This window comes from Bacteroides sp. UBA939 (genome assembly GCF_002293435.1).
GTDB lineage: Bacteria > Bacteroidota > Bacteroidia > Bacteroidales > Bacteroidaceae > Bacteroides.
The window spans coordinates 1-14416 of sequence record NZ_DBDF01000150.1 but is presented as its reverse complement, the minus strand read 5'-3'; the positions used below and the strand labels follow the sequence as shown (position 1 = coordinate 14416).

12 protein-coding genes are annotated in these 14416 nt (G+C 46.8%); 3 read left to right on the top strand and 9 right to left on the bottom strand.

Translation table 11 applies throughout. From position 1 onward, the window contains the following. Positions 1-163: 163 nt before the first annotated feature. Together abc-f and B2Z67_RS09330 are read left to right on the top strand one after the other, a co-directional pair. Positions 164-2044, top strand: a complete 1881-nt coding sequence (abc-f, locus tag B2Z67_RS09335; protein WP_291529554.1) for a ribosomal protection-like ABC-F family protein — start codon at positions 164-166, stop codon at positions 2042-2044. 44 nt (positions 2045-2088) lie between these two features. Beyond that, complete coding sequence (locus B2Z67_RS09330) at positions 2089-2943, top strand: histidinol-phosphatase (protein WP_291529553.1); 855 nt, start codon at positions 2089-2091, stop codon at positions 2941-2943. Positions 2944-3022: 79 nt separating this feature from the next. Here B2Z67_RS09330 and B2Z67_RS09325 read toward each other — a convergent pair whose 3' ends face one another. The 5 genes from B2Z67_RS09325 to B2Z67_RS09305 all read right to left on the bottom strand — a co-directional run bounded on the left by B2Z67_RS09325 (position 3023) and on the right by B2Z67_RS09305 (position 10101). Then, a complete protein-coding gene (locus tag B2Z67_RS09325) occupies positions 3023-3520 on the bottom strand; it encodes a thioredoxin family protein (protein WP_291529552.1) in 498 nt (165 codons plus the stop codon). 10 nt (positions 3521-3530) lie between these two features. Further along, positions 3531-3857 (bottom strand): thioredoxin, encoded by a 327-nt coding sequence (trxA, locus tag B2Z67_RS09320; protein ID WP_291529555.1) that lies wholly within the window; start codon positions 3855-3857, stop codon positions 3531-3533. An 80-nt stretch (positions 3858-3937) separates the two neighbouring features. After that, positions 3938-6100, bottom strand: a complete 2163-nt coding sequence (locus tag B2Z67_RS09315; RefSeq protein WP_291529551.1) for a S46 family peptidase — start codon at positions 6098-6100, stop codon at positions 3938-3940. A 205-nt stretch (positions 6101-6305) separates the two neighbouring features. Beyond that, positions 6306-8465 carry a S46 family peptidase gene (locus tag B2Z67_RS09310; RefSeq protein WP_291529550.1) on the bottom strand — a complete coding sequence of 720 codons (2160 nt, stop codon included), beginning with the start codon at positions 8463-8465 and terminating at the stop codon, positions 6306-6308. Positions 8466-8805: 340 nt separating this feature from the next. Beyond that, on the bottom strand, positions 8806-10101 hold the full coding sequence (locus tag B2Z67_RS09305) for an anaerobic sulfatase-maturation protein (protein ID WP_291529549.1): 1296 nt from the start codon (positions 10099-10101) through the stop codon (positions 8806-8808). A gap of 214 nt (positions 10102-10315) precedes the next feature. Between B2Z67_RS09305 and B2Z67_RS09300 the strand changes: the two genes are divergently transcribed. Next, the gene (locus B2Z67_RS09300; RefSeq protein ID WP_291529548.1) at positions 10316-11059 is read left to right on the top strand and encodes a DUF4369 domain-containing protein; all 744 of its coding nucleotides are present in this window, start codon (positions 10316-10318) and stop codon (positions 11057-11059) included. A gap of 9 nt (positions 11060-11068) precedes the next feature. On the opposite strand, the gene B2Z67_RS09295 is transcribed toward B2Z67_RS09300, so the two are convergent. From B2Z67_RS09295 to B2Z67_RS09280, 4 genes are all read right to left on the bottom strand, one after another. Then, a complete protein-coding gene (locus B2Z67_RS09295) occupies positions 11069-11827 on the bottom strand; it encodes a lysophospholipid acyltransferase family protein (RefSeq protein WP_291529547.1) in 759 nt (252 codons plus the stop codon). Positions 11828-11898: 71 nt separating this feature from the next. Beyond that, positions 11899-13062: a metallophosphoesterase gene (locus B2Z67_RS09290; RefSeq protein ID WP_291529546.1), complete on the bottom strand. Its 1164-nt coding sequence runs from the start codon at positions 13060-13062 to the stop codon at positions 11899-11901. After that, entirely contained in the window at positions 13050-13676 is a 627-nt protein-coding gene (locus B2Z67_RS09285; protein WP_291529545.1) for a hypothetical protein, read from the bottom strand. Before B2Z67_RS09285 ends, B2Z67_RS09290 begins: the two co-directional genes overlap by 13 nt. A 1-nt stretch (position 13677) precedes the next feature. Then, the gene (locus B2Z67_RS09280) at positions 13678-14163 is read right to left on the bottom strand and encodes an RNA polymerase sigma factor (protein ID WP_291529544.1); all 486 of its coding nucleotides are present in this window, start codon (positions 14161-14163) and stop codon (positions 13678-13680) included. Positions 14164-14416 lie beyond the last annotated feature (253 nt).

The following is a 14416-nucleotide window of genomic DNA, read 5'->3' as shown; positions in this document are numbered from 1 at the left end:
AGGGGGGAGGTGGTAGGTAAAACAAATGCCTATTAATCATAACTCTAAGGAATTCTTTCACCTACCACCTCCCCCCTTACGGGGTACTCCTCCTCCCAGGAGGAGAATAGAGTTACTACTGATTACGAACAACATGCGAAACTTAAATTTATAACTCTTAAGTGTGATAAGTTATCTTCAAATAGAGAATCTGACTAAGTCATTCGGTGACTTGGTTTTGCTTGAAAATGCTTCTTTCGGTATAGCCGAAGGGCAACGTATCGGATTGATTGCCAAGAACGGTAGCGGCAAAACTACCTTGTTGGATATCATTGCCGGAAAGGAAGGTTATGATAACGGAACTATTTCTTTCCGTCGTGACCTCAGAGTGGGATATCTGGAACAAGACCCGCGATATCCGGAGGAACTGACAGTTCTGGAGGCCTGCTTCCATCATGGCAACAGCACGGTGGAACTGATTAAGGAATACGAGCGTTGCATGGAGACGGAAGGCCATCCCGGACTGGACGAAATACTGGTACGCATGGAACATGAGAAAGCGTGGGACTATGAGCAAAAAGCCAAGCAAATCCTTTCGCAATTGAAGATACGTAACTTCGACCAACCGGTGAAACACCTTTCCGGCGGGCAACTGAAACGTGTGGCACTTGCCAATACTCTCATCACCGAGCCGGACTTGCTGATATTGGATGAACCGACCAACCACCTCGACCTCGACATGACCGAATGGTTGGAGGAGTATCTGCGTCGCACGAACCTCAGCCTGCTTATGGTGACGCACGACCGCTACTTCCTCGACCGTGTCTGCACCGAAATCATTGAAATAGACAACCGTCAGATTTATCAATATAAAGGAAACTACAGTTATTATCTGGAGAAACGGCAGGAGCGGATTGATGCTACGAATGTTGAAATAACCCGTGCCAACAACCTGTATCGCACCGAACTGGAATGGATGCGCCGTATGCCCCAGGCGCGTGGTCATAAAGCGCGTTATCGGGAAGAGGCTTTCTATGAATTGGAGAAGGTAGCCAAGCAGCGCTTTAACAATGACAGCGTAAAACTGGATGTGAAAGCATCCTACATAGGTAGCAAAATATTCGAGGCAGACCATCTGTACAAATCATTCGGCGACCTGAAGATACTGGAAGATTTCTCCTATATCTTTGCCCGTTACGAGAAGATGGGTATTGTGGGGAATAATGGTACGGGTAAATCTACCTTTATCAAAATCCTGATAGGAGAGCAGAAGGCGGATAGCGGAACGATTGATATCGGTGAAACCGTGCGCTTTGGCTATTACTCGCAGGATGGTCTGCAATTTGATGAGCAGATGAAGGTGATTGATGTTGTGCAGGATATCGCTGAAGTCATAGAACTGGGTAACGGCAAGAAGCTGACTGCCTCCCAATTCCTGCAACATTTCCTCTTTACTCCCGAAACCCAGCACAGCTATGTGTATAAGCTAAGTGGCGGAGAGCGCCGCCGCCTGTATCTGTGTACGGTGCTGATGCGTAACCCCAATTTCCTTGTATTGGATGAGCCTACCAACGACCTGGATATCATCACGCTGAATGTGCTGGAAGAATACTTGCAGAACTTCAAGGGTTGTGTAATGGTTGTGAGCCACGACCGTTATTTTATGGACAAAGTGGTAGACCACTTGCTGGTGTTCAACGGTGAGGCGGATATTCGCGACTTCCCCGGAAACTACACCCAGTATCGTGATTGGAAAGATGAAAAAGACCGTCAGGAAAAGGAAAAAGAGAAGGAAGCTGCTAAACCGCAGGAAGACAAAACCGCCAGGATACGCCTGAATGAGAAACGCCGGATGTCTTTCAAGGAGAGAAGGGAGTTTGAGCAGTTGGAGGAGGAGATTGCAGCTCTGGAAGAAGAAAAGAAAACCATCGAAACAGCCTTGTGCAGTGGAACTTTATCTGTAGAAGAGTTGACAGCGAAGTCGAAACGTTTGCCCGAAGTTACGGATATGATTGACGAAAAGACCATGCGCTGGCTGGAACTCAGTGAAATAGAATCGAACTGAAGTTCGAAATTAATAATGAAAGAATTAATAATGAAAGAATTGAGATGACGGGTACCGGAAATTTAACTAATTATCATAGTCATAGTCTGTACTGTGACGGACGCGCCAATATGGAAGACTTTGTCCGCTTTGCCGTGAGCAAGGGCTTTACGTCATACGGTTTTTCTTCACATGCCCCGTTGCCATTTTCTACCGCATGGACGATGGAGTGGGATTCCATGAACGACTATCTGGCTGAGTTTCACCGTCTGAAAGCTAAATATGCCGGGCAGATAGAACTGTATATCGGTCTGGAGATTGATTATCTGAATGAAGAAAGCAACCCGTCCGTTGCCTGTTTCCGTGAACTGCCGTTGGATTACCGTATCGGTTCGGTGCACCTGCTTTACAATGACAAAGGGGAAGTGGTGGATATAGATGTCTCGGCGGATAAATTCCGCACTGTTGTAGACAAAGAATTCGGTGGTGATATCGTAAGGGTAGTGCATCTTTATTACGAGCGTTTGATGCGCATGGTCGAGCTGGGTGGTTTTGATATCGTAGGCCATGCCGACAAGATACATTACAATGTTACCGCCTACCGTTCAGGACTGCTTGACGAGCCTTGGTATGATGCCTTGATACAGAAGTATTTCGACGCTATTGCCCGGAAGGGATATATCGTGGAAGTCAACACAAAAGCCTATCTTGAGTTAGGTGTTTTCTATCCCGATGAACGCTATTTCCATACCTTGCTTGAGAAAGGTATCCGCGTACAGGTGAACAGCGATTCCCACTATCCGGAGCGTATAAACAACGGACGCCCGCAAGCTTTGGCAGCCCTGCAAGCGTCCGGTTATCGCACTGTCACGGAGTTACACGATAATCAGTGGAAAGATGTTTTGAATTATGAATTTTGAATTATGAATTATGAATGGCTATGCAGCATGATTGCGCAGCCATTCAAAATTCAAAATTCATAATTCAAAATTCAAAACACTATTCTTTCTTCAACAGAAACTCCTCAATCACCTTCTTGTAAGTAGCCTTATCGGCTGCTCCACGGAAAAGCTGTGGTTCTCCTTCCATCGGGAGGAATACGAAAAGAGGAATACTGGTTGCATTGAATAAAGCGGCAAGTTCGCGTTCCTTGTCCACATTCACCTTGTAGATTATGATTTTGCCGGCATACTCCTTTGCCAACTCTTTCATGATGGGAGCTGTCATACGGCAAGGACCACACCAGTCGGCATACAGGTCAATGATAGCAGGTTTGTCACCTTTGTATTTCCACTCCTGGGATTTCTCGTAATCGAATATGTCCTTGATGAACATATCCTTGTTCATTACGATAACTTCACCGCTTTCGGCTTCTTTTTGTTCAGAGTCATTGAGCTGTGTTTTGGCTTCGTTCGGTGATGTTTTAGCCCCATCCTTGCAAGCAAATGTGAGTATGCTTGCAAGAATCAGGACTGTGCATGTCACTATTTTCTTCATTTCTTTGTTTTTATGAATTTTGTTCGATGACAGTTTGCAGTTCACTGCCTTTGATAACTCCGGAATGACGCCAAACAGCCTCACCCTTTTTGAATACAATGAATGTCGGCACAGCCTGTATGCGATATTTGACAGCCAGTTCATCATGCTGGTCTATGTCTATTTTTACGATACGTGCAGTTTCACCTATTTGCTCCTTCAATGCTTCCAGTACCGGATGCATAGCCTTACAGGGATTACACCATGTGGCAAAGAAGTCTACTAAAACGGGCTTTTCTGATTGTATAAGTTCTTCAAATTTTTCCATAACTTTTTCCTTTCTGTTATTACTATAAATTCTTTTGTTTATATTGAAACACTATCTGTAGATAGAAACATATTACTGTATGTTTTGTTCACGCGCTACTGGCTACCGGCTTACTCCGCAATCGTCAACTCCTTGATAATGTGCGACGCCCCGGCATACTTTTCTATAATAAATAATGTATAGCGGATATCCACGCAAGCGGCACGCTGTGAAGACGGGCGGAAAGCAATATCTCCCGTGAGTCCCTCGTAGTTGCGGTCGAAGGCTGTACCTATCAGTTCGCCCTTGGCGTTGAACACCGGACTGCCGGAGTTACCACCCGTATTATCCGTGTTCACAATGAAGCAGATGGGCATCTCGCCGTTGGGCATGGCATAGCGCCCGAAGTCCTTGGACTGATACAGTTGCTTCAGCTTGGCAGGAACCACAAACTCCCAGTTATTGGGGTCTTCCTTCTCCATGGCACCTTTGAGGGTGGTGTAGTAACTGTACTCCACACCATCCGCCGGTTCGTAAGGCAATACTTTGCCATACGTGAGGCGCAGGGTGGAGTTTGCATCCGGATAAATGGGAGTGCCTGCACTCTGTTTCATGTCTGTCATGCCTTTCACCCAAACTTTGTGCGCGGCATTGTAGTTCTTGTTGGCGTCTGTCATGGCGAGGGCCGTTTGCAGCAATCCGTCGGTGATGGAGTGCTTGAGGAGTATCATCCAGTCGAAGGCCAGCTTGTAGGAGCCGGGCTTGCGGATGAACTTCTCGAAATTCTCCTTTTTCCCGAAGACGGAATAGTCGAAGCAAGCATCCACGAAAGCGTCACTATTGCCTTTGAAGCGTTTGTCGATGACTTCGAAGATGCTGATGCGCTGTTCTGCCGGAATGTACTTCATGTAAGTCTGCAACATTTTCTTGGCAACGATGCGCTCCACTTCGGGGAAGGGGACGGAGGCGAAGTATCTGTCGGCAACCACTTTCAGGCTGTCGGTGGCAGACTGGATGCGGACTTTGTCTTTGCTCTTCAGAGCAGTCAGCATGGTGGCGGTGTTGGGGATGCGCATAAAGTCAAGCCCGGTGACCAGCGCCTCCTGAATGGCTTGCTGATGATAAAGCGCAGGGCGGCGGTGGCGGACGATGTCGCGTATCCGGTCGAATGCCTTCTGATAAGAATCATCGCCCTGTTCGCGGCCGCAGGCAAGGAGTTGTTCCTGTTGCGCGCGCTTAGTGTCGAGTACCTTGAGGCGGACAAGTCCTTCGTTCATACCGATGGCGTTTTTCCAGTAGTTGGCAGACGATGCGTACTTGCTGGCGTAGTGGATGCGCACGGCAGGGTCTTTCTGCATCTCTTCCATCAGCGCTTCCTGGCGAACGCCGCGTACGTGGTGACGCATAAAGTTGGTGGTCTCCATACGCTCCTCCACTTCGTCGGAAATCATATAGCGCCAGTTGCGTCCGGGGAAGCCCATGACGAACGTGAAATCGCCTTCCTTATATCCGGCAAGGCTGATGGTGAGGTGTTTCTTCACTTTCAGGGGGACGTTGTCCCTGGAGTAGCCTGCCGGATTCCCGTCCTTGTCGGCATAGATGCGGAACAGGGAGAAGTCGCCCGTCTGACGTGGCCACATCCAGTTGTCGGTGTCGGCGCCAAACTTGCCGATGGACGAGGGAGGCGCGCCTACCATGCGTATGTCGCTGTACGTGGTCTTTATAAAGAGGTAATAGCGGTTTCCGCCGTAGAAGGCTTTCAGTTCCAGCTTGCGTCCGGGAGTCAGGGCGATGCCTTGCTCGGAGGAGAAACGTTCGGACACTTCTGCCAGATACCTGGGCGATAGATAGTTCGTACCGTTCGGGTCGGGGTCTATCTTTAACTGTTGGTTGACGTAGTCGGTGACGTCCAGTATCTCGTCGATGTAGGTCACGGTGAGTCCTTTGCAGGGAAGTTCTTCCTGGCGGTTCATAGCCCAGAAACCATTCGTGAGATAATCGTGCTCCACCGTACTGTGTTGCTGGATGGAGCCGTAACCGCAGTGATGGTTAGTCAGTACCAGGCCTTCGGCGGAGATGACTTCGCCGGTGCAGCCGCCACCGAAGTGGATTACGGCATCTTTCAGGGCAATGCCATCGGGGTTATAAATCTGGTTGACGGGTATGAGCAATCCCAGTTCCGTCATGGCGACCTCGTTCTGCTTTTGCAGGTCGGTCAGCATCCACATGCCTTCGTCGGCGCGGGCAAGCAGCCCTGCGGATGTAATGAATAGTGATAATAAAAATCGTCTCATATATAAGTCATTAGAGGTGCATTCGAAGTGTGTTGGAAGTGCATAAAAAGTGCGTTAGAGATAGCTCTGCGAGGGGGGTATCTAAGTATACGACTGAAATAGTCTAAGTATACGACTGAACCTATTTCACTATACGACTGAAATAGGCTCAGTCGTATAGTGAATTGGGCTTAGTATGAGAGCCATCTCTCCGCAGGTAGTCAGACTACTCTATTATGTTCATTTCCTTTATCAGATGTTCGCATCCGCCCAGCTTTTCGAGGATGAACAGCACGTAGCGAATGTCGAGGTTGATGCAACGTTGCAGGTTGTTGTCGAAGCTGATGTCGCCGCTCAGCGACTCCCAGTTGCCGTCGAATGCGCAGCCTATCAGTTCGCCGTTGGCGTTCAGCACCGGGCTGCCGGAGTTGCCGCCGGTAATGTCGTTGGTGCTGAGGAAGCAAACGGGCATGTCGCCGTTGGGCAAGGCATAGCGTCCGAAGTCTTTGTTCAGTATCAGTTCTTTCAGTTTGGCGGGCACGTTGAACTCGCGGTTTTCGGGATTTTCCTTCTCCAGAATACCGTCCGTGGTGGTGTAGTATTTGTAGTGCACGGCGTCGCGCGGGTCGTATGATTTCACGTTGCCGTACGTCAGACGGATGGTGGAGTTGGCGTCCGGATACGAGGGCACGGGTTCTTTCATCTCGCCCAAACCGCGGATGTAGGCTTTGTGCAGCAGTGCCAGTTCTTTGGAAGTGGCGTTCAGTTCCTGTGCCAGAGACGTCAGTTTTTCAATCTTGGCGCGGGAGTACTGGGTTGCCAGGTCTTTGTCGATAGCTTTCACGGTGGGCTTCTTCACGAACTTGTCGAAGTTGGCCTGGTTGGCGAGGATGGAGTTGTTGTACATGGCGTCGATGTAGGCGTTGTAATCGCCCTTGAACTCCTTCTCGATGGTCTGGTAGAAGGCGGGGCGCTGCTCTGCCGGAGTGACGTCGGCATATACGGGGAAGATGGCTTTAGCCACCCGGCGGTCTACTTCGTGGTCGTAGTCCTTGTTGTGGATGCCGGCGTAGGCTGCTTTGAGTTGCTCCAGTGACTTGTTGATGAGTGAATCGTTCTTTTCTTCCAGTCCTCTCTTCAGATTGTCCATTATCATATAGGTGCTGCCGAATTCGATGGCGCCGCTGAATGCTTCTGTCAGGTAGTAGTACTGGCGGGTGAGGGGCATTGTGCGGTTCACGATGGCATCTATTTTGCCGACTACGCCTTCATACTCAGGTTTGCCTTGGGCGAATCCGGCGAATTTCTTCTCCTGTTCTGCCTTGGTGCCCAGTACGTCGTTGTCAACGATGGCCTTGTTCATGCCGATGGAGTTCTTCCAGTAGTTGCTGCTTCCGGCGTACTTGTTGGCGTACTGTATGCGGGTCTTGTCGCTGGCAGCCATCACCTCTTTCAATACGGCGAGGCGTGCGCCGCGGATGGTGATGCGTGGCTGGTTTTGCGATTCCATGCGTTCTTTTACCTCCGATACGGTGAGGTAGCGGCTGGTGCTTCCGGGGAATCCCATTATCATGGCGTAGTCGCCTTCTTCGAGTCCTTTGATGGAGATGGGCAGGAACTTCGGAGTGCTGAGCGGTACGTTCGAGGCGGAGTACTCTGCGGGGTCGCCGTTGGCGTCGGCATAGATGCGGAACATGGAGAAGTCGCCCGTGTGACGCGGCCACATCCAGTTGTCTGTTTCTCCGCCGAACTTACCGATGGAGGAAGGAGGGGCTGCAACCATACGGATGTCGGTATACACCTTTTTATATATCATGTAGAATTTGTTGCCCGCATAGAATGGCAGTGCCTGTACTTCGATGCCTTTCTTGCCTTTCAGGTCGCTTTTCTCGAACAGTTCGTTGGCGAGTCTGGTGAGGTAGGGGCGTGTCATGGCGGTGACTTCGTCTACTTCGCCGGCGTCTATTTTCCGGTTAACGATGTCGGTAATGTCTTCGATGCGGTCGACAAACTGGAACTTCAGTTTCGGTGTAGGCAGTTCTTCGTTGCGAGTTTTTGCCCAGAAGCCGTCGGTCAGGTAGTCGTGCTCCACGCTGCTGTGTTGCTGGATAGAGGCGTAACCGCAGTGGTGGTTTGTCAGGATGAGTCCTTCGGGTGAGATGATTTCGCCCGTGCATCCGCCTCCGAAGATGCCTACTGCGTCTTTGAGTGACACTCCGTTGGGGTTGTAGAGGTCGTCTGCTTCCAGGTTCAGACCTTGTTTCTTCATTAAATCAATGGAGTTCTGCTGCTTTATTAGTTGCAGTAACCACATTCCTTCGTCGGCACGTACTGTAGAGCCGAATGCGAGCGCTGCGAGCGCTGCTAAACAGGTTTTGATTTTCATTGTTGTTTAATTATTTAATTTTTGTAAGTTGTTTGTAAGTTAAGTACTGGATTTAAATAAGTTTATACTATATATGCTTTTATAAAAGCTGATAATCAGAAATATGCTCATAAAAATAATATAAACTAATTCATGTCTTGTACTTACAAGTATGTTTTGTAAGTTGTCTGTATGTTGCAGAAGTATCTCTATTAGCTTCGCTGACAGATTATTTAATTTCTTCCAGCAAAGTACGTTCCCCTCCTTCCGGGAGGAGGGGTGTCTGCAGGGCGGGGTGGTAGGCGAAAAGAATTCCTTAGATTTATGATAAATAGGTATTTATTTCACCTACCACCTCCCCCTACGGGTACTCCTCCTCCCGGGAGGAGGAGAATTGAGATACTTCTGATTCTGTTCTGATAGATTTATTACTCATCACATTGGCAGGCAGGCGTTGATTCATCAGTTCATTCTTCATGAAATCCATATAGGGGGCTACATGGCTGAAGAAACGGTGATAGCCCTTGCACAAGTAATTCAGCCCCGGTTCTCCGCTTGCTGTTTGTACAAAACGGTTCTTGGGGCATTCGCCGTTGCAGGCAAACAGCCATTCGCATTCCCGGCATTGACGGGGTAATGAGGACTGTTTCGCTTGTCCGAAAGCTTGTTGCTTTTCGCCGTACATCATTTCTACCAGAGTCTTCTGATAGATATTACCTAATTTATATTCGGGGAATACGAAGTGATCGCACGAATACACATCACCGTTGAATTCCATCACTCCGGCATGTCCGCACGTCTTTGCCAGGGTGCAGACGCCGGGTTGTTCGCCTATCCAGTTGGCCAGGGTAGAATCGAACAACTGTATATAATAGGTGCCCACATCCTTTTTTACCCATTCGTCGAAGATGGTGCAAAGGAAATTACCCCATTGTTCGGGGGTGACAGAGAAGTCTGCTAACTCGGCTAAATCTTTTGAGTCGGTAGGCGAGGCAAATGGTTTGGTGGGCGAGGCAAGATGCCGTCCGTCCTGGTACTGGAATATCCGTTCCACGATAGGGGCAAACTGAATGTAACGGCAACCTATTTCTTTGAAGAAGTTGTAAAACTCCAGCGGATAGTCGGCATTGTAGTCGTTCACTACTGCCATGCCGTTCCATTCTACTCCGTGTTTTTTCAGCAGGTTGATGCCCTGCATTACTTTTATAAAGGAAGGTTTTCCTTGCTTGTTCTTGCGGTATTCGTCATGAAACTCTTGTGGGCCGTCGATGGAAACGCCTACTAACCAATTGTTTTCGCGGAAGAACTCACACCATTCATCCGTTAGCATGGTTCCGTTAGTCTGTATGCAGTTGTCTATGGTACGTCCGCGGGCATATTTCTTTTGTAGTTCCATTGCTTTTTTGTAGAAAGACAACGGGCGCATCAAGGTTTCTCCGCCATGCCAGGTGAACAATACTTGCGGCATGGTTTGCGAATTGATGTATTCTTCAATGAACTTTTCCAATAACTCCTCGCTCATTACATGCTTGGGGGTGCTCTGATACAGTTTGCTCTTTTCCAGGTAATAACAGTAGTCGCAGGCAAGGTTGCATATCGCGCCTACCGGTTTCAGCATCACATACAGAGGTTTGGCAAAAGGAGCATAAGTTGGCATGGTAAGGAATCTATGATTTCAATTATGTGATTTACATTTTGTTAGTTATCACTGCAAAAATAAATAAACTACCTGAAATAACCTTTCTTTTTCTCTTCATTATAAGGTTTATTAATGGAAAAAAGAGAGCAACATTTAAATATTGATAAAATGTTTCCTTACAGCCCGAATAGGTTGTACCTTTGTGACGTATTTCATATAAATCGTTTCCCGCATGATAAAACAGAATGTGAGCCGTATTTTTCCCTTAGTGCTATTGCTTGTGCTTTTCGCATCGTGCAGTCGTAAGTATAAGGTTGATGGTGTATCGTCGGTGACCAGTTTCGACGGAAAGATGTTAATGTTTAAAACGCTTCGTGACGGACAATGGATAACAGTTGATTCGGCGGAGGTGGTACATGGTTTGTTCTCTGCAAGTGGTCCATTGGATTCTGTGATGATGGTGACACTCTACATGAATGATGAGGCTATCATGCCTTTGGTACTTGAAAGAGGTAAGATTGAAGTTTCCATATCCAATTCCCAACTTACAGCTAAAGGTACACCGTTGAATAATGCCTTGTATGAGTTCATTGAAAAGCGCAATGAACTTGAGTTGAAGATTGAAGAACTGGAAAGAAAAGAGGCGCGCATGGTACTGGACGGCGCTGCCTTGGATGATATCCACGAACAACTGGCAAAGGAAGGCGAGGTTCTGATAAAAGAGATGAATGACTATGTGAAAGGCTTCATCACTACAAATTATGAGAATGTCCTCGGCCCTAGCGTATTCATGATGGTGTGCGGCACCTTGCCCTATCCTGTGATGACTCCGCAAGTGGAGGATATCATCCGGACTGCCCCCCAGTCATTTAAAAGTAATCCTTTAGTGAGAGATTTTCTGGATAAAGCTAAAGAGAACATGAAACTGATTGAGGAGCATCAACGTATGCAGGAGAGTGCTGCTGTCAGGAAATAGCCGCAGTATTTAATGGTCTTGATCCTCATTTGTTATCATTCCTTTGTACTCTTCCGGTAAAGCGCTTTCCACGATAGCGTAAGCTTCGGTCATTGTCGCCTTGACGTTTTCAGGACCTTGTCCCTTAGGAGGGATAGGGTCATGGATAGTCAGTATCATCGGGTGGCGGTATATCCACTTACTTGTGCGGGGAAGAATCTGAAAAGAACCGTCGATGGTGACGGGTACCACTTCCAATTGTAATTCATCAGCCAACTGGAACGCACCTTTTTTGAAATATCCCATGTGTCCGGTGAATGTACGCGCGCCTTCCGGGAATACCACTAATGATACGCCATCTTTAAGCGAGGCTTTTGCCTGCTGAATCGTCTCCAATACTTTCTTTGGGCCGGAGCGGTCTACGAAGATGTGTCCTGCGCTTTCGCATGCTTTTCCTACAAATGGAATTTTCCGCAGGCTCTTTTTCATCATCCATTTAAAGTTGCGTCCCAGAAATCCGTAAATCAGGAAGATATCGAATGCCCCCTGATGATTAGGTACAAATACGTACGACGTTCGTTTATGGATTTTCTCACGACCGCGCACCTTTACAGGGATAAGTAGAAATACACAAATCAGTTGTGACCATATTTTTCCGGGGTAATATCCCCAGATGTGCGCGCCACCTATCAGAGAACCGATAATTGTAACCAAAGCGGTCAGGATAGTTAATACCAGCAGAATCGGCAATGCAAAACATATTTGATAGATATAGTAGAGTACCTTCATTGATGTAGTATTTTGCCGCAAACTTACATATTTTTTTTTGTATTATATGCCGGTAAAATAAAGAAAAATAGCTAATTGCGCAATGTTATTACTGTAATCTCAGGCCATGCCCCGAAACGGAATGGTAATCCTACATAGCCGATACCAATGTTAACATATAATCCCCTGCTACCATCGGTATATAATCCTCCCCATTCGGGATATATCAGTGAAGAGAGTGAACGTCCGAACACAATAGCCTGCATGGCATGAGTATGTCCGGCAAGCATTAATTCAATATCCGTATCAGGTAATACTTCACGACGCCAATGCGTGGGATTGTGGCTTAATAAGATGCGGAACATGCTCTCTGTTCCTGTGGATGCTTTTGTCAGGTCGGCAAACTGGGAGAAAGGTGGTTCTCCCTCATTTTCCACACCTATGAGGGCGATACTGTCACCTTGATGATGCAGTACACTGTGCTCATTTTTTAATAGTTTCCACCCCATAGCCTGTTCTTTATGTACCAGGCTATCCATATTGTTCTCCTGATCTTTCTGACTTTTCCAGTGGTAATAACTTCCATAATCGTGATTACCTAATATGGAATAAACACCGTCTTTGGCATGCAGTTGTGAAAGAATGTCTTGAAATCCATCCAATTCGAGGCTTCGTTGGTTTACCAGGTCACCGGTAAATACAATTAAATCAGCCTGCTGCTCATTGGCTAATTCTACCATTCTGCGGATAGGTTTCTCATTTTCCACCCAACTGCCGATGTGTATATCCGACAACTGTACGATGCGGTAACCATCGAATGCTTTTGGCAGGTTCGGGTGATGAAATTCCACGTTTTTTACTTCAAATTTACTGATACCTACCAATGTCCCATAGAGGATACTGAAAAAGATAACCATTCCCAGTACTGATCCGACGGCGGTGAACGGGGAACGACGCCAATGCAACAGATAATGGAAAGGTAGCCCTATCAGTGAGCATATCATGAATATAATTTTAGGAACAGTAAGCAAGAACAGGCAAATAGAAAGTCTGCCGATAGCTAATGCATGGTGTGCCATCGCATTTCCGTCCGTACCATTCATTATTATATAGAAACCGATTACCAATAGAAAAGTCGGTATCCAGTATGCGATGCGTAGCCAACGGTTTTTTGTTTTCCGCGCGATGTGCAAAAAATAGATATACAAGTCGGGAATGAATAAAAACAGGATCAGGAGTAGGGTTATTCGGTGCATATATCTTCTATTTCTTCAATATTCTTTTTAATGTCATTGAGGTATCTGTAAGCTACTTTCTTGTAAAGGATGTAGATGACTGCAACATCAAACAATACAAAGAATGTGATTAGTATAGCCTGAATGCCAAAAGATGCTTTATAGTATCCCATTATCCAATAATTGAGTATATTGAATATGATTACCCATGCGGAAATGGCAATAACCTCGTATTTAGTCCATTGACGGAGGGTTGCCGTACGTTGACTGACTACGGCTACCGGCATTTCGTCTATTCGGGTGTTTTTCATCCAGCGATAGTTCCTGTGATCCCACCAGATGCCTGCCAGGATACTAATACCGAGGAATATCATAAGTATATTAATTTTAGGTTGCCATTCTTCGTTAATCTGGAAAACAGACGGTAGCAACCATATAGACAGAAGAAGGACAAGTCCCACTACTCCTATACTTATGGAGAAGCGTTGCCACCCCGTGAGACGCCTGAGGCTTTTGCGAGCGTTTGCCTTATATCCGGCAATCATCTCCGCAATCTGCTTTTCATCTGCAATCTGCTCTTTTTTCAATTGCTCGTCCAGTGCGTTCCAAGATTTCTTTAGTTCATCCAATTCCATATTATTCCTCCTTGTTCATTTTTCTAAGTTTGTCTTTAATCCGGCTGATTCTGGTAGCAACGTTTGTTACTGTCAGACCGGTAATTTCAGCAATTTCTTCGTAGCTTTTTTCTTCCAGATAAAGCAGGATAATGGATTTTTCCAGTTGCCCCAGTCGGTTAATCATCCGATAGAGTTGTTTCAGCATAGCTTGTGTCTCGTCCAATTCCTCCATCCGGTCGGCGTCCTGGCTTAGGGCGACAATTTCGGGGATGTTCTTTTCTTTGCGGATAAAGCTGATACAAGTGTTGAGCGCGATGCGATATATCCAGGTCGAAACCTTACACTCCCGTCGAAATTTGGGGTAAGCTTTCCATATATTGAGCACCACATCCTGATATAAATCATTGATGGTAGCATTGGGCGTAGAGTATAGGTAGCACACCTTATATATGACGCGTTCATACTCCCGTATCACGGATAGGAACTCCTGTTCTATATTCTCCATCGTCTGTTTTTCTTCTTCTTGAATTGCTTTTGCACTGTTAGTCGCAAAGGTAATCAGAAAATCACAGTATTTGAATTATAAATTATGTGAATCAGGAGTTAAAGGAGTATCGCTTCGCTTAGGAGTTATCGCCGTACTAAAACCGTACTAAAACCGTACTAAAACCGTACCAAAACCGTGTCTGCTCCGTACCAGGGCCGTGTCAAAGCATTACCAACTCCGTACCTGCTCCGTATAAAGGTACCCTTATACG